The 23,217-nt window shown below is 67.3% G+C and carries 23 protein-coding genes and 4 pseudogenes; 18 read left to right on the plus strand and 9 right to left on the minus strand.

From position 1 onward, the window contains the following. The first annotated feature begins 22 nt into the window (after positions 1-22). Positions 23-1,057 carry an aldo/keto reductase gene (locus ABZT12_RS27900; RefSeq protein ID WP_356389571.1) on the plus strand — a complete coding sequence of 345 codons (1,035 nt, stop codon included), beginning with the start codon at positions 23-25 and terminating at the stop codon, positions 1,055-1,057. Positions 1,058-1,134: 77 nt separating this feature from the next. On the opposite strand, the gene ABZT12_RS27905 is transcribed toward ABZT12_RS27900, so the two are convergent. Further along, the gene (locus ABZT12_RS27905; protein ID WP_356389631.1) at positions 1,135-1,722 is read right to left on the minus strand and encodes a YdeI/OmpD-associated family protein; all 588 of its coding nucleotides are present in this window, start codon (positions 1,720-1,722) and stop codon (positions 1,135-1,137) included. Between the two features lie 552 nt (positions 1,723-2,274). Here ABZT12_RS27905 and ABZT12_RS27910 point away from each other — a divergent pair. After that, positions 2,275-2,364 (plus strand): annotated as a pseudogene (locus tag ABZT12_RS27910) (IS5/IS1182 family transposase); the annotation flags it as partial. A gap of 6 nt (positions 2,365-2,370) precedes the next feature. Here ABZT12_RS27910 and ABZT12_RS27915 read toward each other — a convergent pair. Beyond that, the gene (locus ABZT12_RS27915) at positions 2,371-2,967 is read right to left on the minus strand and encodes a TetR/AcrR family transcriptional regulator (protein WP_356389573.1); all 597 of its coding nucleotides are present in this window, start codon (positions 2,965-2,967) and stop codon (positions 2,371-2,373) included. Positions 2,968-3,053: 86 nt separating this feature from the next. Between ABZT12_RS27915 and ABZT12_RS27920 the strand changes: the two genes are divergently transcribed. From ABZT12_RS27920 to ABZT12_RS27935, 4 genes and pseudogenes are all read left to right on the plus strand, one after another. Then, positions 3,054-3,563, plus strand: a complete 510-nt coding sequence (locus ABZT12_RS27920; protein WP_356389575.1) for an SDR family oxidoreductase — start codon at positions 3,054-3,056, stop codon at positions 3,561-3,563. Next, the gene (locus ABZT12_RS27925) at positions 3,548-3,715 is read left to right on the plus strand and encodes an SDR family oxidoreductase (RefSeq protein WP_356389577.1); all 168 of its coding nucleotides are present in this window, start codon (positions 3,548-3,550) and stop codon (positions 3,713-3,715) included. Before ABZT12_RS27920 ends, ABZT12_RS27925 begins: the two co-directional genes overlap by 16 nt. A gap of 54 nt (positions 3,716-3,769) precedes the next feature. Continuing rightward, the gene (locus ABZT12_RS27930; RefSeq protein WP_356389579.1) at positions 3,770-4,228 is read left to right on the plus strand and encodes a nuclear transport factor 2 family protein; all 459 of its coding nucleotides are present in this window, start codon (positions 3,770-3,772) and stop codon (positions 4,226-4,228) included. Between the two features lie 88 nt (positions 4,229-4,316). After that, positions 4,317-4,418: pseudogene (locus ABZT12_RS27935) on the plus strand (IS5/IS1182 family transposase); the annotation flags it as partial. Between the two features lie 1,142 nt (positions 4,419-5,560). Here ABZT12_RS27935 and ABZT12_RS27940 read toward each other — a convergent pair. After that, positions 5,561-6,172 (minus strand): TetR family transcriptional regulator, encoded by a 612-nt coding sequence (locus ABZT12_RS27940; RefSeq protein WP_356389581.1) that lies wholly within the window; start codon positions 6,170-6,172, stop codon positions 5,561-5,563. An 86-nt stretch (positions 6,173-6,258) separates the two neighbouring features. Here ABZT12_RS27940 and ABZT12_RS27945 point away from each other — a divergent pair, with 86 nt between their 5' ends. The 4 genes from ABZT12_RS27945 (at position 6,259) to ABZT12_RS27960 (ending at position 8,720) form a co-directional block, all read left to right on the plus strand. Continuing rightward, complete coding sequence (locus ABZT12_RS27945; RefSeq protein ID WP_356389583.1) at positions 6,259-6,684, plus strand: nuclear transport factor 2 family protein; 426 nt, start codon at positions 6,259-6,261, stop codon at positions 6,682-6,684. After that, complete coding sequence (locus tag ABZT12_RS27950) at positions 6,681-7,520, plus strand: NAD(P)H-binding protein (RefSeq protein WP_356389585.1); 840 nt, start codon at positions 6,681-6,683, stop codon at positions 7,518-7,520. Before ABZT12_RS27945 ends, ABZT12_RS27950 begins: the two co-directional genes overlap by 4 nt. Beyond that, complete coding sequence (locus ABZT12_RS27955; RefSeq protein ID WP_356389587.1) at positions 7,517-7,990, plus strand: hypothetical protein; 474 nt, start codon at positions 7,517-7,519, stop codon at positions 7,988-7,990. Before ABZT12_RS27950 ends, ABZT12_RS27955 begins: the two co-directional genes overlap by 4 nt. A gap of 85 nt (positions 7,991-8,075) precedes the next feature. Then, a complete protein-coding gene (locus tag ABZT12_RS27960; protein ID WP_356389632.1) occupies positions 8,076-8,720 on the plus strand; it encodes an alpha/beta fold hydrolase in 645 nt (214 codons plus the stop codon). A 66-nt stretch (positions 8,721-8,786) separates the two neighbouring features. Here the strand turns inward: ABZT12_RS27960 and ABZT12_RS27965 are convergent. Both ABZT12_RS27965 and ABZT12_RS27970 read right to left on the minus strand, forming a co-directional pair. Then, positions 8,787-9,712, minus strand: a pseudogene (locus ABZT12_RS27965) (transposase family protein). An 88-nt stretch (positions 9,713-9,800) separates the two neighbouring features. Next, positions 9,801-10,373, minus strand: a complete 573-nt coding sequence (locus tag ABZT12_RS27970; protein ID WP_356389589.1) for a TetR/AcrR family transcriptional regulator — start codon at positions 10,371-10,373, stop codon at positions 9,801-9,803. A gap of 104 nt (positions 10,374-10,477) precedes the next feature. On the opposite strand from ABZT12_RS27970, the gene ABZT12_RS27975 reads away from it, so the two are divergent. From ABZT12_RS27975 to ABZT12_RS28000, 6 genes and pseudogenes are all read left to right on the plus strand, one after another. Further along, positions 10,478-10,786: a hypothetical protein gene (locus ABZT12_RS27975; RefSeq protein WP_356389591.1), complete on the plus strand. Its 309-nt coding sequence runs from the start codon at positions 10,478-10,480 to the stop codon at positions 10,784-10,786. An 84-nt stretch (positions 10,787-10,870) separates the two neighbouring features. Beyond that, positions 10,871-11,593 carry a VOC family protein gene (locus ABZT12_RS27980; protein WP_356389593.1) on the plus strand — a complete coding sequence of 241 codons (723 nt, stop codon included), beginning with the start codon at positions 10,871-10,873 and terminating at the stop codon, positions 11,591-11,593. A gap of 190 nt (positions 11,594-11,783) precedes the next feature. After that, positions 11,784-12,642: pseudogene (locus ABZT12_RS27985) on the plus strand (transposase); the annotation flags it as partial. A gap of 1,240 nt (positions 12,643-13,882) precedes the next feature. Beyond that, positions 13,883-15,616 (plus strand): group II intron reverse transcriptase/maturase, encoded by a 1,734-nt coding sequence (ltrA, locus tag ABZT12_RS27990; RefSeq protein ID WP_356389595.1) that lies wholly within the window; start codon positions 13,883-13,885, stop codon positions 15,614-15,616. A gap of 153 nt (positions 15,617-15,769) precedes the next feature. Continuing rightward, positions 15,770-16,099 carry a hypothetical protein gene (locus ABZT12_RS27995; protein ID WP_356389597.1) on the plus strand — a complete coding sequence of 110 codons (330 nt, stop codon included), beginning with the start codon at positions 15,770-15,772 and terminating at the stop codon, positions 16,097-16,099. A gap of 524 nt (positions 16,100-16,623) precedes the next feature. Continuing rightward, a complete protein-coding gene (locus tag ABZT12_RS28000) occupies positions 16,624-17,109 on the plus strand; it encodes a transposase family protein (RefSeq protein ID WP_356389599.1) in 486 nt (161 codons plus the stop codon). Positions 17,110-17,128: 19 nt separating this feature from the next. Here the strand turns inward: ABZT12_RS28000 and ABZT12_RS28005 are convergent, their stop codons facing one another. Next, positions 17,129-17,734, minus strand: a complete 606-nt coding sequence (locus tag ABZT12_RS28005; RefSeq protein ID WP_356389601.1) for a hypothetical protein — start codon at positions 17,732-17,734, stop codon at positions 17,129-17,131. A 354-nt stretch (positions 17,735-18,088) separates the two neighbouring features. Between ABZT12_RS28005 and ABZT12_RS28010 the strand changes: the two genes are divergently transcribed. Next, positions 18,089-19,717, plus strand: coding sequence for a helix-turn-helix domain-containing protein (locus ABZT12_RS28010; protein WP_356389603.1), 1,629 nt, complete (start codon positions 18,089-18,091; stop codon positions 19,715-19,717). Here ABZT12_RS28010 and ABZT12_RS28015 read toward each other — a convergent pair. Beyond that, positions 19,622-20,113, minus strand: coding sequence for a hypothetical protein (locus tag ABZT12_RS28015; protein WP_356389605.1), 492 nt, complete (start codon positions 20,111-20,113; stop codon positions 19,622-19,624). The two genes, ABZT12_RS28010 and ABZT12_RS28015, sit on opposite strands and share 96 nt — an antisense overlap. A gap of 466 nt (positions 20,114-20,579) precedes the next feature. Between ABZT12_RS28015 and ABZT12_RS28020 the strand changes: the two genes are divergently transcribed. Further along, positions 20,580-20,705 (plus strand): hypothetical protein, encoded by a 126-nt coding sequence (locus ABZT12_RS28020; protein ID WP_356389607.1) that lies wholly within the window; start codon positions 20,580-20,582, stop codon positions 20,703-20,705. Here the strand turns inward: ABZT12_RS28020 and ABZT12_RS28025 are convergent. After that, entirely contained in the window at positions 20,692-21,357 is a 666-nt protein-coding gene (locus ABZT12_RS28025) for a nitroreductase (protein ID WP_356389609.1), read from the minus strand. The two genes, ABZT12_RS28020 and ABZT12_RS28025, sit on opposite strands and share 14 nt — an antisense overlap. Before the next feature lie 203 nt (positions 21,358-21,560). Then, on the minus strand, positions 21,561-22,814 hold the full coding sequence (locus tag ABZT12_RS28030; RefSeq protein WP_356389634.1) for a S8 family serine peptidase: 1,254 nt from the start codon (positions 22,812-22,814) through the stop codon (positions 21,561-21,563). Positions 22,815-23,217: the final 403 nt, after the last annotated feature.

Here is a 23,217-nt window from a genome sequence, read left to right on the forward strand (position 1 = left end):
CTGCTCACTGCGGAGAACCAGCATGAAGATGCGCACACTCGGTCGAACCGGCATCCGTGTCAGTCCCTACTGCCTCGGCACCATGATGTTCGGTCCTGCCGGGAACCCGGATCCTGACGACTGCCGACGCATCGTGGACCGGGCCCTGGACAGCGGAATCAACTTCATCGACACGTCGGACGTCTATGGCGGTGGCGAGACGGAGACGATCGTCGGGAAAGCCATCAGAGGCCGCCGGGACGAGGTCGTGCTGGCCACCAAGTTCACCGGTCCGATGGGCGAGGACCCGAACCGCCGGGGCGCGTCACGTCGATGGATCATGACTGCCGTCGAGGAGTCCCTCCGCCGACTCGACGTGGATCACATCGATCTCTACCAGATCCACCACTTCGACCCCGAGACAGACCTGGACGAGACCCTCTCCGCCCTCACCGATCTGGTCGCCAGCGGAAAGGTGCGGGCGATCGGCTCATCGAACTTCCCCGCATCGACGATCGTCGAATCGCAGTGGATCTCCGAACGCCGCGGGTTCGCACGATTGCGAACCGAGCAGCCGACATACTCGATCCTCGCCCGTGGCATCGAGCGCGAGGTGCTGCCGGTGTGCGGCGAGCACGGCATGGGAGTGCTGACATGGAGCCCGCTGTCTTGGGGTCTTCTCACCGGCAGGTACCGCCGGGATCAGCAGGCCCCCGTGACGGCGGGCCGTATGGCGTGGGGACCCCGTCATATGACCGATCCGCACAAATTCGACGCGATCGAGGAACTGGTCCCGCTGGCGGATTCGGCCGGCTTGCCGATGACGCACCTGGCGATGGCGTTCGTTGTCGCGCACCCGCAGGTCACGTCCGCGATCATCGGACCCCGAACACTCGACCAGCTCGAAGACCTGCTCGACGCAGCGGAGACCCGCCTTGATGACGATGTCCTCGACTGCATCGACCGGATCGCCCCTCCCGGCACCGATATCGGTGTGATGGACGTTGGCCATCGGCCGCCTGCGATCGAAAACGCCGCCCTACGGCGTCGCCCGGCGGCCGACCGTAGTGCCGCTTAGGGAGTCCGGAAAGCCTGGGAAACAAACCTGGAAGGTTCCCTCTCCCCTGCCACCCCCGGAAGCCCGACCAGACAACGTCAGGCCTCCGGGGTGCCTTCCAGACGCGTGAGGGACTTCGTGATGCGGCTGCTTCGACTGGTCCCGCTCGGAGCCGTGATCACCTGATGGATGACGGCGTAGCGCTGCGCGCGGGTCAGCGCGGCGAAACGAGCCGCCGCCGTGGGCGACGCGGCGAGCGCCTGGGCGAGGTCGGCGGGTACTTCGGCCCCCGCCTGTCCGGCATAGGCCCGGTCCCAGCGCCCGTCCGCCTTGGCCCGTTCGATCTCCGCCAAACCCCGTGGCCGCATGCGTCCCTGCTCGATCAGCGTCGCGACGATGGTGACGTTTCGCCGGGACCAGATCGACGCCGTTCGACGCGGGGTGAAGTGCTGTTGGAACGTGCGTGCGTCGACGGCGTTGCGGCGGCCGTCGATCCAGCCGCTGCAGAGAGCCTCTTCGAGGGCCTCGGCGTAGGTAAGAGAGGTCGGCTCCGTGATGCCTTTCTTCGCAAGAATCAGCTTCACCCCGGCAGATGAACTCTCGTGAGCATCGAGCCATGTCCGCCAGGCCTGCGCGTCGGCCACGATCAACCGGTCCGTCAGCTCCTCTTTCGTCATGCCTGTCATGTTCGTCACGAGGTGAGCCTCGCACGCGAAGCGGTCACTTTCTGTCCTGTACTCCCTGGCACTTTCCCGTACTTCCCTCCACTTCCCCACACTTTCGGCGCGCATGGGATCTCCCGCTCGACGGTCAATCTTCCGGCGACGGCGGAGAGACGGATTCCTGGACCCGCTCGGCGAGCTTCGCCGCGGCCTCGGCCAAGGCGTCCGGGCCCACCACGGTGAAGGGAGCGTCGTACCGGACCACGGATGCAAGCAGACCGGCCCAGACCACGACCCGATCGTGACACGACAGGACCGCTCGGTGAGCTCTTCGACCTCACCGTCACCGATGAAGGGTGTGATGTCACGCGCGGGAAGCTCGATGACGACCTCGCCCACGCAAGGCCAGCGATCCTCGCTCCGCGATCCCCTGGACCGGGCGGCGAGAAAGGAGCGTGCATCGGCCGCGGGAAGCGTGCGGGGCGTGAATACCGGCCCCGTCGGGGTGCGTGGTGCCATACGGTCCATGCGGGTCGTGCCGGTCCAGATCCCACGCGATCAGATACCAGCGGCTGTGCCTGGCGAATCTTCCGCAGGTCCCGATGCAGCCCCAACCGCATGACGTCAATTGCCAAGGCCGTCCTCACACTGGAGCGGCAACGCTGAGGAAACTCAGTGAGCGGGGCGGGGCAGTACAGCAAGGGCTGTACTGGCAATATCGGTCAGCGTCTCCTCACTCGCTCCGGCCTTGCCCAGCGCTTCGATGCCGCGCAGTACGGCGAGCACCAGCGCAGCCAGCTTTCCCGGATCCGCGTCCGCGGTGATATCGCCATTGCGCTGGCAGGCTGCGATGTCGCCCTCCAGCAGCGCCTGGAGCGCCTCGATGGCCGCGCGCGCCCGCTTGGCCACCTTCTCGTCGTGTTCGGCCAGCTCGGCGGCGCCCTTGGCCAACAGACATCCGCGGTGGGCGGTGTCCGCGGCAGTCGCCGCCGCCACCGCGTACACGTGGGCGGACAGCCGCGCGTAGGCGTCCGCGTCGTTGCCGCGCAGCTGCCGACTCACAGCATCGACGACGGAGCCGCAGTAGTCGTCGAACACGCGGTGGAACAGTTCCTGCTTTCCGCCGAACGCCCCGTAGAGGCTGCCTTTGCCAAGCCCCGTTGCCTCGGCGATGTCTTCCATGCGTGTGGCGGCGTACCCACCCGACCAGAACCGCTCCCGGGCAGTGTCCAGTACCTGCTGCTCGTCGAACTTCCTGGGGCGCGCCATGGGGACAGCCTACCGATTCTTGACTCGTTCGTCCATAACAGTTAGCGTTATGGACGAACGAGTCAAGAATCGAGAGTGGGCACGTCATGACGGAAGTACCCGCAGGCAAGGTGGCGGTGGTCACTGGAGCCGGCAGCGGCATCGGGCTAGCCATCGCCAGGCGGTTCGCCGCGGAGGGGGCACGGGTGTTCCTGGCCGGTCGCCGTCAGGAGCCGCTCGACGCGGCCGTCGCTGAGATCGGGCCCGCGGCCACCGGTGTAAGGACCGATGTTTCGGTACAGACGGACCTCGATGCCCTTTACTCGATCGTGCGCGAGGAGGCGGCCCGCATCGACGTGCTTGTCGCCAACGCCAGCAGCGCTGTCCCTCAGCGTCTCGGCGAGATCACCGAGGAAGCCGTCGACGCCACCTTCGGCACGAACGTGAAGGGCACGATCTTCACCGTGCAGAAGGCGCTGTCCCGGCTGTCGGACGGCGCCTCGATCATGGTGACAGGATCGACCAACTCCCTGCCCACCGAACCGGGCCTGGACTTTCCGGGTGAACGTGTTGAGCCCCGGGCCCGACCGAGACCCCGGGCTTGGTCGGCGTCGTAGGCCCGGACCACCAGCTCGCCTCGCAGGTGCCGCTCGGCAGGATCGGCTGCCCGGATGAGATCGCCGCCGTGGCGACGTTCCTAGCCTCGGACGCCTCCAGCTTCGTCAACGGCGTCGACTGGTTAGTCGATGGAGGCCAGGCGCAGGTCTGACCGCGCCCTCAACCAGCGCGAGAGCCCACCACACACCACGTACCAGGAGGAAAAGTGAACGCCACCAGCGATATCCAGAAGCGTCGCGAAGAGATTGCTATCAACTACTTCCGCATGGTGGACGCCGGCAACCCTGCGGTCATCGACATCTTCACGGACGATGCTCGTATGTTCTACCCGAAGTTCGGCATCGCGCGCGGGAAGGCGCAGATCGGAGCGTTCGCTCAGGGTCTTGGACGGGGAATCGCGTCGCTCGAGCACGAGATCGAGGGCTTCACCGTGTTGTCGTCCGGGAACTACGTGATCGTCGAGGGCGTGGAAAGGGGAACAACGACGTCAGGCGTGGACTTCCCTGACGGTGTTTCCTCCTTCGGACTGTTCTGCAACGTGTTCGAGTTCGAGGGTGAACTCATCAAGAGGGTCCACATCTACGTGGATCCAGACTTCGCCCACACGCACGCCGAAGGTGTGGCTTGGGGCAAGTCGGTGCAGGACAGCATCGCCAGCCTGTAGGCAACAGCCTGCATCATGGTGTCGCTACCGGACCACTGGGACGGGGACGCGGAACCGAGGTCGCAGTGCTCAATCCTGCCGCCTCGGCGCCTATCTCGGGTCCTGGCAACTCTTCCGTCACGCCCGCTGCAGCCCGAACCGCATGACGTCAATCGCCAAAGCCGTTCTCAGCCTGGAGCGGCACCGCTGAAGAAGCTCAGTGATCGGGCGAGTGCAGTCCTGCCAGAAGCAGACCAGCAGGGTGCGAATCGCATCGGACCGCCGATTGGCCTGTGTGGGGCGCAGCGAGGAGATCGCCATCAAGCCTACGCGGACGCCTGTTGGGCACTCGACGTCGCGGGGGCGGATCGCTGAGTGCACTGATCGAACTGACCGGTACCGCGGACAGCGTCGTCACCCTGGCCGACTTCAAGGCTTCAAGGCTTCAACCTACGGAGTTCGGCTGTCCACGGGCCGCATCGGTGGCCAGCCCGACGGCGTCCACGGACTCACGTCAGCCACGGCCCTCGCCGACAAGGGCCGCTTCCGTGTTCCAGTCCGGGACACCTACCCGGCACCCGGCCCATCAGGCAGCACAGGCACACGAGACAGTCGCACGGCCACCCCGACGGGGAAAGGTCGTCCTCGGGGCCCTCCAGTTAGGCGATGCCCTATGAGCTCGTAACAGGATCTTGTTGAAGTGCCCTGGTCGGGCGTGGCCGATGTGACGATTCGGCCGTTCGGGATGGTGTGAGCACTCGGCCTTGGATCGTGGACGACGACTCGGGGGCGCTGATCGAACCGCTGCTGCCACCCTGGCCGGAGAAGTCGCCAGGCCCGTAGCCGGTGGCGGATCGACTGTGTCACAGGGCATTCTGTACGTGCTCCACAACGACATCGCCTGGCAACTCCTGCCGCTGGAACTGGGATTCGGCTCGGGATAGACCTGCTGGCGACGTCTGGACCGCTGGCAGCAGGCCGGCGCCTTCGACCAGTTGCACCGCGTTCTGCTCGCCGCGCTGAACGCGGCCAGCGAACTCGACTGGTCGCGAGGGTGTGTGGACGGCTCCCACATCCGCGCGAAAGAAGGGGGAGCCGACTCCGGTCCGTCGCCGGTCGACGACGTCGTCGCCGTCCGGCCGGTCGAGCGGGGAGGGCTGCCGAGGGTCCGTCATGAACCCGGATTTTCACACCATGCAAGTCTCACAAGGAAGTCAGCCGTGCTTTCGAGTGAGAACGGGTTCTGAGAACGAATCCGGGTTCGGCGGGGGTCTGGCGACTTGCGATTTATCTTGCTCGCGCAATGGACCGCTTGCGAGAGGCCCCGCCGATCAAGGACTCGCCGATCCTCGATCAATCGTCGGCGGTCAACCCTTGCATTGGGCCGGAGGCCAGGACTCCGGTGACGAAGTTCGCGAACTGCTCCCGCATTCGTTCCCGCGGAATGCGCTCTTCTCCGGCCAGGTGCTCGACGAGGTCGGCTCGTGTGGCGGCGAGCAGGGCGTGGGCGGTGAAGTCGCTGTCGGTCAGGCTGGGGATCTGCTCCAGTACGGCTTGGAGCAGGCTGTGCCACCGCTCGTAGTGCTCCGCCTGGTACGGGCTGCTGCTCCCGCTTTCCTCCAAGGCCAGTGCGAGGCGCCGGTTGTCGAGTTTGAAACAGAGGACAGCATCGAGCAGTGCGGGTACGCGACCCTGCGGTGGGGTCGTGGGCCCCAGGGGTGGTGGGCCGGCTTCGATGGCCTGCCTGATCGGTTCGAGCCGTGCCTCGTACAGCGCGCGGAGCAGCCCGGCGCGATCGCCGAATGCCCGGAAGAGCGTGCCCTTGCCGACGCCGGCCGCTGCCGCGACGTCGGCCATGGTGACGTCCTCGGGACTCTCCCGGCGGGTGAAGAGGGCATCGGCAGCTGTGAGCACAGCCTCCCTGTTGCGGATGGCGTCCTTGCGAGACGACTGGCGTTCGGGCATGCCGCTCCTTCCATTTGCAAAACGGACCTAGGGTCCGTATCTTCAAAACGGACCTAAGGTCCGTATTCTATGACTGGAGGATACCCATGTCCGCACCGACCTCCCCGGCGGATCTGTACCGCCACAGCCTGCGACTGCTGCTCGACAAGGACATCCCCGCGTGGGTCGCCCTGTGGGCCGAGGACGGCCTCTTGGAATTCCCCTTCGCACCCGACGGGTGGCCACGGCGCCTGGAGGGCCAGGAGGCCATCGCCGCCTACATGCGTCATTACCCCGACCACATCGACCTGCACGACTTCCCCGACCTGCGGATCCACCAGACCACCGATCCACAGACAATCGTGGTCGAGATGCGCGGGGTTGGCCGCCTGGTGGAGAGCGACGCTCCCTTCGACATGACCTACATCGCCGTGGTGACCGTACAAGAGGGGCACATCACCTCCTACCGCGACTACTGGAACCCCCTCGCCGTCCAGAAGCCCGGCACCGACTTCACCGGGAGCAGCCGATGACCACCGCCGGCACCACACTGGTCATCGGCGCCACCGGCACCACCGGAAGCCGCACCGCCGCACAGCTGACGGCCGCGGGTCACCGCGTCAAAGCCGCCAGCCGCCGGGCCACCCCGGTCGCCGACACTGAGCCGGTCCCCTTCGACTGGTACGACCCCGCCACCCACGCGGCCGCCCTCGACGGAGTCGACCGCGTCTACCTCATACCGCCCCTGGGTGACTCCGACCCTGCGGCGATCATGCTGCCGTTCCTCCATCAAGCCCGCACCGCCGGCGTGCACCGCGCGGTGCTGCTGAGCTCCTCGGCCATCCCCGAGGGCGGTCCGGCGGTGGGAACGGTGCACCAGGCCCTGCCCGAACTGTTCGGACAGTGGGCGGTACTGCGGCCCTCGTGGTTCATGCAGAACTTCACCGGCACGCACGTGCACGCTCGTAGCATCCGCGACGAGAGCATCATGTGGACCGCCACCGAAAGCGGCCGGGTCGGCTTCGTCGACGCCGAGGACATCGCGGCCGTCGCCATGCGCGCTCTGACCGACGAGCAAGCCCCCAACAGCGATCTCCTCCTCACCGGACCCGAGGCACTCTGCTACGACGACATCGCCGCGATCATCACCGAGGTCACCGGTCGGCCCGTCGTCCACCGCCGCCTGTCCTACGAGCAGATGCGCGATCGCCTCACGACGGAGGTGCCGGTGGAGTTCGCCGCAATCCTGGCCGGCATGGACCGTGCCATCGCCGAAGGGGCGGAGGACCGCATCACCGACACCGTCCAGCGCCTCACCGGTCGGCCCCCGCGCACCTTCCGGGCCCTCCTTGAGAGGGAGATGCGATGAAGCAGCTGATGTTCCAGGACGATCAGCAGTTCTGGTTCGAGACCCTGCGTAATCTCGGCCTGGCCGTCTACGGCGGCTCGGACGGCGGTGAAGTCGTCGCAAAGGCCTCCCAGGTCACCTCCGGCGACTACGACGGCTGGCACGACGCCTGGCTGTCCACCGCCGAACGTCTGGAGGTCGAAGCCCGTGCAAGCCACCCCGTCAGCGCGCGGGACGGGCTGCTGCGGGCCTCCACCTACTACCGGGCAGCCGAGTTCTTCCTGCATGGCGACCCCCACGACCCGCGCATCGACCATGCCTACCAGCGCGGTGCCGCCTGCTTCCGTGATGCCATCGCCCACCTCCCGGGTATCACTCCCGTGGAGATCCCCTATGAGGACGCCGTATTGCACGGCTACTTCTATCGGGCGGCAGGCGAGGGCCCGAAGCCGACGCTGGTGATGCACAACGGATCTCGACGGCGGCGCTGAAGAGCTGCACTTCTTCGGCGCCGCCGGCGGACAGGAACGCGGCTACTACGTCCTGACCTTCGACGGCCCCGGGCAGCCTGCGGCCATCCGCCGGAACGGGCTGACCTTGCGACCGGACTGGGAGAACGTGGTCGGCCCCGTCCTGGACTTCCTCACCCAGTACCCGGGCGTCGACCCCGCCCGCATCGCGCTGCTCGGCGTCAGCCTCGGCGGCTATTTGGCGCCTCGCGCGGCAGCCTGTGAGCGGCACCTCGCAGCTGTCATCGCCCTCGACGGTGTCTTCGATGCCGTCTCCGCCCTGACCGCGCACCTCCCGCTGCCGCACGACGAGGTGGTCCGGCGCGCGGCAGCCGAGGACGACGGAGAACTGGACCAAATCATCGCCGACGCCTGTGCGCAAAGCCCGACCCTGCGCTGGGCCTGCGACCATGGCCGCTACGTCACGGGGACCTCGACCGACAGGGCATTCCTGGCAGAGTACGCCCACTACAACTTCGACGACGGAAGCGCCGAGAAGATCACCTGCCCCGTCCTGGTATGCGAAGCAGCAGCCGACCTGTTCTACTCCGCCACCGAAGAGCCCGATCCGCGCAAGCTGTACCAGCACCTCACAGCACCGAAGAAGATCCTGACCTTCACCGAGGAGGAAGGCGGCGACGCTCACTGCCACCCCGGTGCTCTTCGCTTGGCGGTGGCGCGCATCTTCGACTGGCTCGACGACACGATTTGACGCCTAACGGCCTTGTGTACGAATGAGGTCGGGGCGTGTTGGCCTGGCGGGTTGTCTGATGGGTGCTCACCTCTCGGCGGCGCGGTCGAAGACGAGGGCGGCGACTGCCGCGTAGGTCTCGTCGAAGTACTCGCGGCGTCCGAGGTAGCGCTGGAGGGTTCGCCACTGCTTGTGTTCAGCGTTGGCGTGCTCGACGCAGATGCGCTCCGAGGACTGCTGATGGCGGGCTGCGTCCCAGGCGGCGATGTCTTCGGGCGCGGCGCCCTTCTTCGGTTTGAGCGGCGGGGCTTGGACCTGGTCGGGGAATTGCTTGGCAAGTCCCCGGTAGCCCGCGTCGACCTTGGCCCTGACCTGGGGGTACTGCTCGAACAGCTCGCAGATTCCCTCGGTCTTCACGGCTGTCTGGTCGTGCATTCGGCCGGGTCGGAAGGCCCCGGCCCACAGGGTGCGGCCCTGCCCGTCAGTGACGACGGTGGCCTTCTTGGTGTTCTGCCGCATCTTGCCCGAGACGTAGGCGCGACGGCCTGGCTTGTTCGCCCGGGGTCGTCGAACCCGGACTTCCGTCCCGTTCAGCCGCAGCTCGACGTCCTCAGCCGCCGCGTAGGCGAAGACGTCCGCGAGAGTGCGAAGCCGCCGGTCACCCTGTGCCCGGGAACAGCAAAGCCACGAGCGGCCAGAAGGGGACGGACCTCGTGGACAGCCCGGGTGATCGTGGAGCGGTCCACTCCGTAGAGCAGGGCCAGAGCCGCGTGCGGGAGCTGGAACCGCAGGACGACCAGCGTGGCGATGACCCGGTCGGTGAACACCAGCTGGTGATTCGGTCCCGCGCCGGCCGCGCGCAACCGGCTGCGGCCTCGACGCTCGTGCAGTCGTCCCTCCTCGGCGGCCATCCATGCCTCGGCCAACTCTGCGATCAGCGAACCGAGTCGACGGCGCTGGAGGCCGGTGAAGACACGATGGGACAAGGCCGTGCGGCCAAGGTGTTGCGTCACAGCAACACCCAGCCCGCACGGCCCTGTGCATGCCATGGCAGAAGCCTGATCGTGTCAGCGCGCCACGTTGTGGTGTTCCGGCACCGGCTCAACCCGAGCTCGGGAGGCCGGAGAGCAGGGCGGCGGCAGCTCTGTCGAAAGGGGCGATGCTGCCCGCAGCGCGACACAGGATGTGGGCGCCTTCAAGTGTGACGATCATGAGGGTGGCCAGATCAGCGGCCTGGGATGGACTCATTCCGGCGTGGGTGAGTTTTCCGGTGAGCTCGCCGGCCCAGCCGGCGAACCCTTTGGCCGCGACAGTGCGCAGGCTGCCCTGGTCGGCAATGGCCGCACCGCCGTCGACGGTGACCGCCGCGACTGCGCAACCGCCGCCCCCGGCGGACGCCTGCACGACAGGGCGGACGTTGCCAAGGAACGCCTCCACGACTTCGCGTGGCGTGCGGGCCGGCAGTTCGTGCAGGTGGCTGCGGACGTCCTCCGCGTTGCGGCGAGCGGCTTCGAGCGCGAGTTGCTGTTTGCCGCCCGGGAAATGGTGATAGATCGCTCCGCGCGCGGCCCCACTCTCGGCCAGGACGTCGGTGAAGGACATCGCGGCCAGGCCGTGGCGCTGCAGCAGTCCGATCGCTGCGCTGATCATGCGGGACTTCGTGTCCGCGGCCATCGCGACCCCCTTGACTAGTACGGACATCCTAGTCCATGCTCACCCCACTAGGACGCACGTACTAATAGCGTGGGCTGGACAGCCCCCGAAACCGGAGGTTCGTGATGGGCAAGACCTTTCTCTACACCGAGATCCAGGCGGCAGTGCCGTTCGATCAGTTCGACTGGCACCAGGTCAACGTGGCGCTGAAGACCGCGCCGGGCCTGATCCGCAAGACGTGGCTGTCCGGGGTCGGCACCCACACCATCGGTGGTTTCTACGAGTTCGACAGCGCCGAGAACGCCCTGGCCTTCGCCCAGGGCCCCTTCGCCGAAGAAGCCCGCCGGGCCGGAGCCCCGGCAACGACACGACTGTTCGACGGCGACATCGTCAAGGACGCCAGTATCGACCTGAACTCGCCCTACTACACCTGATACCGCAGGGCTCCGTGGAGTCAGCACCGGACACCGCCTCGCCCCGCTGCCGGGGCGAGGCGGTCCCAGCGGAGAGGCATCTCGATGAACATCACGCGGCACCCCGAGAACACCGTGAGCTGGATCGACCTCGGCACTCCCGACACGGAGACGACGACGGCCTTCTACACCGCCCTGTTCGGCTGGACCGTCGCCCCACCGGACCCCAACGGCTACCGGCTTTGCACGCTGCGCGGACAACTCGTCGCCGCCCTGGGGCCGGCCGAGGACGCAGGCGCACCCTACTGGACGATCAACGTCACCGTGTCGGACATCCAAACCACCGCCACCCGCTTCACGAACCTGGGCGCCCAGATCATCGTGGCACCCACCGAAGTCGGGACACTCGGCCACTACGCCGTCACTCTCGACCCCCTCGGCGCACCACTGTCACTCTGGCAGCCCGGCACCCACACCGGCATGCAGCTGAACCACGAACCGGGCACCTTCGCCGGCATCAGCCTTCTCACCGACCACTCCGCGCATGCCGCCGCCTTCTACCGACCAGCACTGCACTGGAACTCCAACCCCCAGCACACCGAGTTCCGGCTGCCGGACAAGTCCATCGCCGCCACCGGCAAGCCGCCAGGGAAACCAACAGTGCAGCGATCACTCTGGCTGGTCAGCTTCGCCAGCAACACACCCGATGCCGACGCCAAGCAGGCCCGACAGCTCGGTGCGACCGAAGTCCGCCAGGACTCCAACAAAGACGTGATCATGCGCGATCCCACCGGCGCCCTGTTCGGCCTTACCCAGCACGTCCGATAGCCCCGCTCCCCCCGGGACGCGCTGCCCCAGGCAATCGCGCACCAAGTTGCAAGCTTGGCGTCTATCGTCTGCGGTCGAACGCGGCCTCGAACTTGCTGACGCTTTCGGCTGAGTGTCTGACGTGAGAGCGGCCTTCGCCTGATCCTGTGCTCCGTCACAGAGGCACTTGACCAGCACGAAGGCCGTAACAATGAATCTGCTGCAGCGGGATGTCCCGCGGGATGCGTTTGCCGAACTGTCATGCTTCCGGACGGAGTTCTATGCCTGCCTGACCCAGAGGCCCGGCGCCTTGTTCGAGCTGAGTGACGCCTTGCTGTGTGCGGATGGCCCGGTGAGGACGCTGGTGGAGTTGTCTCTGGCGCCTGAGCATCGGCGTGGGCATGGTGCGTTGTACGGCGGGCTGAACCGCGGGCATCTGGAGCTGTCCCGGCTGCGCAGGGCGCTGGCGGGACTGCCACTTCCCCGGACGGCAGAGGGGCGGCTGGTGCTGGCGATCGATGTCAGCAACTGGCCGCGGCCGGATGCGAATACGAGCCCGGACCGGTTGTTCTGTCACACGTACGGCCGGGGCAGGGGCTCGGCCCAGATGATCCCCGGGTGGCCCTACTCCTTCATTGCCGCTCTGGAGCCGGGGCGCGCGTCGTGGACTGCCGTGCTGGACGTGGTCCGGCTGTGCCCGTGGGACGACACGATCGCCGTCACCGCCGCCCAGGTCCGGGACCTGTTCCAGCGGCTGTATGTGGCAGGTCAGTGGCAGATCGGTGACCCGCCCGTCCTGATCGTCGTCGATGCCGGCTACGACGTGACCCGCCTGGCTTTCCTGCTCGCGGACCTGCCCGTTGAGCTGCTGGGCCGGATGCGTTCGGACCGTGTCCTGTACCTTCCCGCCCCCGCCGCAGCCGATGGGCAAAGTCGGGCGCAAGCCCAAGCGCGGGGCGGAGTTCGCGTTCGAGGCCGCGGCCACTCAGCCGGTCCCGTCCATCACCACAGCGACCGACACCACCCAGTACGGGAAGGCCGTCGCCACTGCCTGGGACCGCCTGCAGCCTCATATGCCTGCGTCGCTTGCGAACCTCATCCTGAAGCGATCAGCTGCCTACGCGGAACCACCCCGGCCGCACCTCGTCCAGAAGCGGTTGCAGCGACTGCACTGCGGCCCGCAGGTCCTGATCCGTGACGTCAAGAGGCTCCGGCAGGCTCAGCCCATACCAGCGCAGTCGCCAGAGGTCGAAGACTTCATTCCCGTCGGCTGCGAAGTCCACATCGACCTCAGTGCCGCTGTCGCTGACGAAACGGCACCCTGCCCCATGAACCATGTAGGAGTAGGTGCCGATGCGCCCACTCCGGCCGATCCGGCGCGAACGGGCCAGGCCGAGGACATCTGCCAGTCGCTCAAGAGAGGGGATCGCCACCCTCATGGCCTCGTCAATCGCGTTCAGAGCGCGGACGTAACCGAGCACGAGGTCTCGCACAGCCCCAACCTGTTCCATACGGCGTCATCCCCCTGAGCCCGTGGCTGAAGGGATTGTTCCATGGGGCAGCCAGCGTCTCCGCAGGACGGCATTCTGAAACGATCAGGTGCGACACGAGGTCGCTCCAAGTAAGTAAGGACAGCCAGGTGAAGGAGGTATCGATCGGCTGAACTTCGGGCCAGTGTCCAAGGCCCGTCCCCGCGCTCACGTGCGTCGCTGGCAACGGCGGGGTGTGAAGCTGAGCGTTCAAGCCCAAGGGCGCCTCGGCCATCGAGGAGTCACAGGCGAGGGGAAGGCTGGACGGGCGAACGCGAGTGAACCCCTGACGACGCCCCGTGATTTCAAGACCGCGCGATGGCATGCAAACGGCGGTCACAGGACCCGGTGCTGTGAGGCATCGAGCGACCCTCAGGAAGCTGAGACCTGAGGGGAGGACACCGCTGGTCCCGGGGTAAAGGGGGCGCCCACCCCAGCCGCGTCTTACTGGTGCGGAACGTGGAAACCCCGTCGAGGTCCAGGTGAAGAGCCTGGTAGGCCGACCGCAAGGAGAGCTGAACTCCCCGGCGGGAGAAGGATGATCCAAGAAGCGAAGGCCGGTGGGCCGAAAGGCCGGAGGAAAGCGGGAGGACGGGACCTTCACCCGCTCCCGCATAACTCGCCGGATACGGGCCCTGGTGGCCCGGCCCGAAAGGGCGCCCACGTGGATCAGGTGAGCCTTTGAAGTCACCGCTGCAAGGACGTCGGAACCGAAGGACAAGTTAGGTACTGGAGGCGCGAATTGGGGGGCACGGTCTTGGCTGAGCTCTCGGCGGCTGCGGTGAACGGACCTGAGGACGAGACCCTTGACTGGCACAGCATCGACTGGGCCGAGTGCGAGGAGAACGTACGGCGCCTGAGGCAGAGGATCTTCAAGGCGACGCAGGACGGGGACCTGAAGAAGGTCCGCAACCTGCAGAAGCTCATGCTGCGGAGCCGGAGCAACACGCTGGTCAGCGTGAAGCGGGTGACGCAGCAGAGCAGTGGTCGCAAGACCGCCGGCATCGACGGGGAACGAGCCCTCACCCCAGCGGCGAGGGGGAAACTGGCGGCCGAGATCCATCGGTCGTCCCAGCCCTGGAAGGCCAGGCCGGTCAAGCGCGTGTTCATCCCGAAGAGCAACGGGAAACAGCGACCGCTCGGCATTCCGGTCATCCGTGACCGGGTGCTCCAGGCCCGCGTGAAGAACGCGCTGGAGCCCGAGTGGGAAGCGCGGTTCGAGCCGAGGTCCTACGGCTTCCGGCCCGGCCGCGGCTGCCAGGACGCGATCATGGCGATCTTCCTGACGTTGAAGGGCAAGTCCTCGAAACGTCAGTGGGTGCTGGACGCGGACCTGTCGGCGGCGTTCGACCGCATCGACCACAACCACCTGATGTCCTCCATCGGCCAGTTCCCTGCCAGGGGCCTGATCCGGGGCTGGCTCAAGGCGGGAGTGGTCGACCGAGGTCGGTTCGCACCGACGGAGGAGGGAACTCCTCAAGGCGGTGTGATCAGTCCGCTGCTGATGAACGTCGCTCTGCACGGATTGGAACAGGCCGCAGGGTGCCACTACAGGGTGGCGCGGGCCGGGCGAGAGCTCGGCGCATCCCCCGGCACTCCCGTGCTGGTGAGGTACGCCGACGACTTCGTGGTGCTCTGCCACGATGAAGCCCAGGTGCACCAGGTCAGGGCTCGGCTGGAGGACTGGCTGAAGCCGAGGGGTCTTCGCTTCAACGAGGAGAAGACCAAGGTCGTCCACCTCGACGAGGGGTTCGACTTCCTCGGCTTCACCGTCCGCCGGACGGGCGGCAAGCTGATCATCAAACCGAGCACGGCGGCCTGCAAGAGGCTCCGGGAGCGGTTACGGACCGAGGTGAAGTCCCTGCACGGGGCCAACGTCGAGGCCGTTCTGCGCAGGCTCGTCCCGATCGTTCGCGGTTGGGCGGCCTATTACCGGGCGATGTCCTCCACGACGACGTTCGCGTCGTTGGACCACTACATGTGGCGTCTGACCTGGAACTGGGCCAGGCGAGGCCATCCCAAGAAGTCGAGGTACTGGATTGTTGACCGGTACTTCGGCAGGTTCCACCCGTCCAGGCAGGACCGGTGGGTCTTCGGTGACCGCGACAGCAACGCTTTCCTGCCCAAGTTCGCCTGGACCGGCATCGTCCGCCACCAGCTCGTCAAGGGCGGAGCGTCCCTGGACGACCCCGCGCTCGCCGAGTACTGGCAGGACCGCCGCCGCAGAAAGGCGCCACCGCCGATGGACAAGACCAGTCTTGTCCTGGCGGTCCGGCAGCAGGGGCTCTGCCCCCTCTGCAAACAGGCGCTGATCGCCGGAGCCGAATACGAACCGGACAGTCCACGCGAGTGGATCAATTGGTTCGCGGCCTCGAAGAAGATGCTCCACAAGCATCACTTCACCTACCGGCGACACGGCGGCACGGACGAACGGACCAACCTTCGCCTCGTGCACTCCGAATGCCATCGCCAGCACCATGCGGGCGACGGCGAACGGGCCACATCAACCTGCTGACCTGCGAAGCCCTCGTGGCTTGCTTGAGCCGGATGCCGGGATGACTGGCACGTCCGGTTCTGAGGGGGCCGGGTCACGGCAACGTGATCCGGCTACCCGACTTAGGCGGGATGTTCTGGGTCCGGGCGTTGTGTTTTCAGGAGCGACAGCCTCATGATGACCATCATGTTTTCTGCAAGCTCTGCCTGGTTGGGCCTCGTGGTGGGTGTCGCGCTGCTTCTGGAGGTCGCGGTGCTCTTCGTGATCGGCCAGCGGCGGGATGAGGCCAAGCGCCGTCCGCGCAGCCGTCAAGTGCCGATGTTGTTCTGCATGGGTGTCATGTTGGCCACCTCCGGTGCGGCGCGTCTGCGTGGGTGGACCGGGATCGGCATGACGGTGGTGCTCGGGGTCGGGATGGTTGCCGCCGTCGCGACCGTCGTCTTCGCGATCCGGTCGCTGGCAGCCCGGGCTTCTGCGCAGCGTCGAGCCACACCACCGTTGTAGCGAGTGGGTGAACCGCGACGTGGGCTGGTCCCTGGTTTCTGCGGCCCCGATGCCTGGTCAAGAAGAGCAACGCAGGATCATCGGAATGTGAAGCCAGATTGGGCCCGCGCGGCCTGCTCCGATTCTGCTCTGTGTGGGATCTCGAAGGAATACCTGGGCGACCTGATCGCCGAGTTGGCGAGCCCGTGGTCGGCAGCACGGGGCTCCGATCAGCACGATCGACGCGGTCATGCCCGGTTGCGGGCGTCCGGTGCCGGCCCGGACCACCGGCTGGTATTCACCGACCAGGGTATTGGTCACCCTGGTGGCACTGCGCTGGGGGTTGTCCCACCGGGTACTGGCGGTTCTGTTCGGGGTGTCATGTTCGACGATTGATGGGCGGTGGCAGAGGTGCGTCCGCTGCTGGCCGCCCGCGGGTTCGCCGTTCCGGGACGGCCCGGCGTCCGGCTGCGAACCCTGGCCGATGTGTTCGCCTACGCCGAGGCCGAGGGAGTCACGCTGCGCTGCGGCTCGACGGTACCGAGGTGCAGGTGCGCCAGCCGAAGGCGCATCGGCCCGGCCGCAAAGCGTTTGTGTCGGGCAAGAAGCGCCAGAACACCGGGAGAGCGGTGATGATCAGCGACGGGCAGGGCCGGGAGCTGTGGCTCGGTGCGGTCCGTCCCGGGCGCATGCACGACGTCACCCAAGTCCGTACGGACGGCATCGAAGAACAACTGCGCCTGCACCCCGGCGTTCACGCCGAGGTCGACTCCGGCTACCAGGGTCTGGCCCGCGACTACCCCGATCAGGTCAGCGCCCCACCGAAGAAGCCGGAAGCACAGGCAGGGCCGAGCAAGCGCAACTTCTACGACCATGCCCGACGTCGCCAGTCGCAACGGCGGATCATGGTCGAGCACGCCATTGCCGAGCCGAAGCAGTGGCGGCCACTTCAACGCTGGACCGGGCGCCGCGACGACCGCGCTGTGAAGGCAGGGGAACCTGCCAGGCTCCCCTGCCTTCACTGGAATTAAGTTGACCTAGTCGGTGGGCCTACCGGTAGCCGTTCCAGTAGTCCTGGCTGCCGGGGCAGTAGTGGTAGGTGTTCGACGCCCACACGGCCTGGCCGTTCTCCCACAGGACGAAGTTCCCGTCGGTCTGCACGATCGCGATCGTGTCCGCCCCGTGCCAGGTCTGGGTGTTCCACGTGACGCTCTGGCCCCCCGTGGTGACGTCTATCGAGTAGGTGGCCATGTTGCCGTCGGACCAGAAGTCCCACCTTTGGTAGTGATTGCTGGTGGGGTCGCTGTAGCCAGATGCCCACACGGCTTGCCCGGCCGAGACGGTGCGGCCCAGTCCGTAGGAGTAGCCGCCATACCTGCAGTACAAGACGAGGTTGCCGTCGTTCTGGAACCGCAGGTAGGTGAAAGCGCTGTTGAACGTCTTCGGGGCCGACCACTCGCTGCTGGTGTGCAGGGTGGAGGTGTGGGTGCACTGGGAGGTGTCGACGCCGGATGACAACGGGTAGCAGACGTAGCTGGTCGCGGATGCGGCGGGTGCGGACGCCAGGCCGAGTCCGGCGATCAGGCCGGCGGACGCTGTGAGGGCCGCCAGGCGGCCGAAAGTTCGGGTGTGTCTGGCGCTGCGGAGCTTGAACATGGTTGCTGTCTCCTGCGATTGAGCGGCACGGCCACGTTTGAGGCCACGTTTGTGTGAGGCGCGCGGAGTGGGCGGTCCTTCCTCGGCGGCTAGTCCAGTGTTTCTGGGTGCCGGGAAGGCCCAGTCGTTCGGTCAGGAACGTGAGGATCTCGGCTCGGGCAGCCGCAGCGGGGGTGTCTCCCCGATGCCGGGCAAACCAGAATCTATGACGGCTGCGGGTAGCGCGAAGGACCTGTTTGCACTGTGAAGCGGTCCCTCCGGTGTCGGTCTGCACAGCGAGCCTTGTTGTGCCCCTGCCAGCACCTGCTTACTCTGCGACTGAACCGACTTGCGAGTCTCTCTCGGGGGGGCGACATGCACGGTGATCTGCGTGCGGACACGGCGGCTGCCGGACGGATTCGACGGGCCGACGACGTGCTGGATATGCAGCGCGCCGCCCGCAAAGGCGGCACCAAGCCAGTGCTTCGCTGGCTGGCGGGCCGCACCGGCGCCAGCGTCTTTCTGATGAACTCCGCGGGTACTCCGGCCCACCCGCCCCACGCTCCCCTCGGCGACGCCGAGCGCGGTCTCGCGCTGCGCGGTGCACGAGAGTTGGCTGAGCGGCGGCTGGGATCCGTTGCCATCGACCAGGACGGACTCACCTGCATCGTCCTTCCCCTCGACGGATCGCGGGGTGCCGCCGCCCCCCTTCTCGCTGCCGTTGCGCCCCATCCGGCACCACGTGAACTCCCGCTCCTGCTTGCGGATGCCACATCCGTGCTGAGCCTGAGCTGGCTGGCCGAACACACCCGGCGCAAGCAGCGACGACTGAGGATCGCCGAAGCCGGGACGCGCGAAGCAGTCCTGCATTTGCTGCTGAACGGCCATACGTCCGCTGCGCGCCAGATCGCGAGGGCGCTGCGCCCGGCTCTGCCGGCGATGGTGCGGGTGTACGTCATCGAGGGTCCGCCGAGGGTTCGCGGCCAACTGGTCGGGGAACTGACCGATGCGGCCGACGGCGCGTGGATCGTGCCGTGCCCGGTGTACGCCGACCACCTCTTCCTACTTGCGCCCGATGACGGCGCCCCGGCACCGGTCTGGCCCCCCGAGCTGGCGGCCGCCTGCTGGATCGGAGAGAGCAGCGCCGTGACCCTGCGGGAAACCGCCACCGGCTACGCCCAGGCGTTCCATGCTCTCGCCGCCGCACGCGGCCGCCCCGAACGGCATGCCTCCTTCGCGGCCAGCCCCGACCTGGCACCGACCATCGGACCCGCTGCGGCGACCTGGGCCGAGGCCCTTTTGACACCGATCCGTACCCACCGCGCCAGGCGGGCCCAGGACCCCGACAGCGCGGAACTGCTAGCCACCGCCGCGTCATGGCTCAGCTTCTCCTCCCGTGCGACGGCCCACCTGGATATTCACCGCAACACCCTGAGCGCGCGCATGGCATGCATCGAAGAACTGCTCGGCTTGGACCTGCATCGGCTCGCCGACCAAGCCGCACTTGCACTTGCTCTGCGCACCGTCGCCGCACAGGTCCCGCCGCCGCCCGAGGGCGACGCCGCACGGGCGGGAGAAATGTTGCCCACCTTGGACGAGCTCCTGTTGCTGCCCCGCGTCGGGGCGTGGGCCCAACAACAGTTCCGTCCCGTCACCGCACCCGACGTTCCAGCATGCATCGCGGAGACCCTCACCACCTGGCTGCGCCTCGACGCACGCATCGGCCCCACCGCGACCGCACTGTCCATCTCGACATCCACAGTACGCAAGCGCCTGACACGTAGCGAAGCACTGCTCAAACGCTCGCTTCTACGCTCCCCCAGCGCCACCCATGACCAATGGCTCGCACTACGCGCCCTCGACCTGGCCCAGCCGAACGAAGTGCCACGCCACTTGCCGGCCTCTCCGTCAGCACATGATGAGGCTGCCTGCGCCGGGCTGGGCACGTCGCGTAGCCATAGGGCAGCTCACGGCGCTGAACTGCCCTTTTGGGTTCAGAAATAGCTTCTCAGCGCATTCCCGGAGCCGGGGCGCGGTCAGCGCTGGATGTGGGGCGCAGGGGGTGCCGTCGGTGTGGTTAAACTCGATGCACAGCCACGTGCCCGCACCGAAGCGGCGGTTGAGTTTCCAGTCGGCCATGGACACGCGTGCCAGGCCGGAGGTGAGGGGGGTGGCGTCCTTCCAGCGGGTGAGGATGTGGCGCCGGCCGCCCGGACCTGTCGTGCAGAGGCGGGCGCGTACGCCGGTACCGAGGTGGTCGATCCAGCCTCCGGCATGCCGGACCATCAGTCCCTTGCCCGTGACGCTCAGGCTGACCTGGTTGTCCCGGACGGTCGCATCCGCGTGCGCGGGTGCGGCGGTCGCGGCCAGGGCGATGACGGTGAGCGCGACGGTGGTCATTCGCTTCATGCCCGGCCAACTCCCCTGCTCTGTCTGCCGGTCACGGCCGGGCGGTGAGGATCACCCGCACCGGGATGCTGGGGCGCCCGTCGGCGGCGCGCGGGCGCCCACCGCGCGCGAGCACCATCCCGCCGGCCCCGATCCCCTCGCCCGCCGCTCCTCATCCACCCCGCCCCCATTCCTCTTTCTTCCTGCTGTGGGGCGTCGGTGAGGGGGGAGTAGAGGGGATGTCCGCCTCCCGACCGCACCCGGATCAGCGTGGTGACCTGTGAGAATGCGGCGGGGGTCATTGGGGGGTGGGGACGGGTTGCCGGAGGGGTTGTCGGCCCGGTCTGGGGCAGGGTTGTCGGATCGTGACCATGGTCGGGGCCCGGTGGTCGCCGGTCCGGTCAGGGCCGATTGGTGGCCTGGCCCGCAGACGGCGCTGCGCGAGGGCGGGGCCGCGGCTGCGGGAGGGCGAGAGGCGATGGTCGATGTGGATGCGGGCGGCGGGGACTGGCTGGCGCTGACGGTGCTGGTCCAGTACCGGGCGGTGACAACGGAGCAGCTGCATCTGCTGATCGCGCCGGGGGTGCGGGTCACGCTCCGATGAAGCTCACTGTCTCTGTCATGTCCGCCCGCCCGGTACGGAGCCGTGGCACGCCATCCTTCTCGAATCCCGCCGCGACACCGCAGAACAGTGCGAGTTTGTCATCGACTCCGACTATCTGGCTGACGGTCTTGCGATACATCGTCCACATCACCTGAGGGCAGCTGTGCAGCCCTTCCGCCCTCAGTAACAGCATGACCGTCTGCAAGTACATCCCCGCGTCCCCCCACTGTCCGGGCCCCATCGTCCGGTCGAGGTAGCAGAACAGTACGACCGGCGCCCCGAACGCCTCCGAGTTCAAGGCGGCGATCTTCGTGGGCCTGTCGGGGTCGTCGCGCTTGATTCCCAGCGCTTTGTACCGCTGGACGGCCGCAGCGGAAAAACGGTCCAGATACGGCGAGGTCAGTCCGGCCGGGTACATCGGATACTCCCGTTCATCACCCGGGTCTCTCGCCAGCGCCCTGTCCGTCGCGCGTCTCTTCAGTTCGGCCAAGGGCTCGCCGGTCACGACGTAGGCATGCCATGGCTGGAGGTTCCCGCTCGACGGAGCCCGCGTCGCTGCAGCCAGCACTCGTTCGAGTACCTCCTTGGGCACCGGCTCATCGCTGAACGCCCGCACAGCCCGGCGGCTGTCCACAGCTTCATACACATCCACGTCTGCTGGTCCTCTCACTCCATGGCGGGCAGCGAAGACACAAGGATGATCATCGCACCAGGCGAGCAGACCGGGCGGAGCTTTGGCGCTGCCAAAACTGGCCGACATTCCTGTGCCCACCGATCACGAAGTGCTGCTGAAAATTCATCTGCATGCGCTGTCGGCTCTCATCGACAAAGCCAGCTGTCGGCCCGGAACATCGGTCAGCTGCTGCACGGTGCCACGTTCTGCGGGGCGAGCGCGGCCTCCAGCCGGTCCAGCCGTTCGTAAAGCGCACGGACCAGGCGGGCGCGGTTCTGGACGCAGAGCACGGTTCCCTCCAGTGGGACGCACAGCCGGCCTTCCGCCTCGCGCAGCACGACATCGGCGAGCGCCGGGCGCCCGCTGCTCTTCGGGAGCTGGCTCGCGCGGCGTCGGACGTCGGAGGCGACCGCGCGGGCGTGGCCGGTCAGCTGGAGGGCGATCTGCTCGTAGTCGCGGATCGTGAGCGTGTCCTCGCCGGTCCACGCGAGGACGGCCTTGACGAGGCACTCGTACGGCTCGCGATCCAGCGGGAACTCCGCCTCGATCAGCCCGTCGGGGTCGTACAGGACCGTGTGGCTGCTGGTGTGCATGGCGGGCCTCGCTGCTGGGGCGTCGTCGCGCGGCGCGGTCACCGCTGGGGGTCCTCGCCGCTGCCGTCCCCGTCGTTCTGGTCCTCGCCGTGCTGACCGAGGAACCGGGCGAAGCCCCGGCCTGCTCGGGCCAGCAGGGCCGGGGAGGGAACGCCGTAGACGGGTGGCTCGGCCTCGGACAGTGTGATCTCCACAGCAGAAGGCCCGGGAGTTCTTGGAGGCGATCACCTGGTGCTTGAGGTCCGGGTGGTGGTAGTCGACTCCGGTGTCCAGGACGGCGATCTTGACTCCCTTCCCGGTGTAGCCGGCCTTCCACGCGGTCGGTGCGCCGATCTGCGGCCCGGACTTGTCGTCGGAGGCCTTGCGGACGGCGTCCAGCCAGAAGTGCGCGACCCCCGGGACGGCCTTGTCGCCCTCGGTGACCGCGTTCCACAGCCTGCCGGGATCCTGCTTCGGCGCCCGGACCGCTTCCGCGTCGAGGGACGTCAGGGTCCGGCGCACGGTGGCCGCGTCCCGTACGTCCTTGCGGGCGGCGGACGCCGTGCCCTTGAAACCGATGATGACCTTGACGCCGTCGTGCTGGTCCCTGCGGTTCGCCGTCTTGTTCAACTCTGTTGTGTCGAAGAGCCGTTGGTCGATCCGTCCGGAGGCGACGAGGGCGGCGGCGTCGGTTGGCACGACCAGGGTGTGGCCGCGGACGGTACGGGTCTGGAAGGGCACGTGCTCACGCCCCTTGGCCCGCCGTACGCCGACGATCTTGCCCTTGGCGTCCACGGAGACCCGGTCGCCGGTGATGAGCGTGATGCTGTGGTCGGGGGTGAGGACGCCCGGTGACGCGGCCACGGTGGCCGTCGCCCCGGCCTCCCCGGTCTGTACCAGGGCGACGGTGAGGGTCGTGGTGGTCGTCAGTGCCACGCAGGCGCGTATCAGGTTGCTGGGCTTTCTCGGCAAGGTCCCTCCCTGTGGGCATCGTGCCGTTCGATCTCGCTCACCATGAGGCACACGAAGACGTTCCGGTTCCCAACATCCTTTCAATTATGAACAGTTGACGATCGGGAGCGTTCCAGAACAGAAACGCCCCACAGCTTCAGCCACCGCGGCTGTGCTGCCGCTAACGGAGCGCGGCGAGCCGACCCGCGCAGGGTGTCTACGGTCCCTGGGCGCTGATCAAGAGCGCCCAGGGCGATTCCACCGCCGCCGGATCACCGCCATCGGCGTCTTCCACCCGCTGCTGCAGGGCCTGGGT

The organism is Streptomyces sp. NPDC005423 (genome assembly GCF_040606415.1).
Lineage (GTDB): Bacteria > Actinomycetota > Actinomycetes > Streptomycetales > Streptomycetaceae > Streptomyces.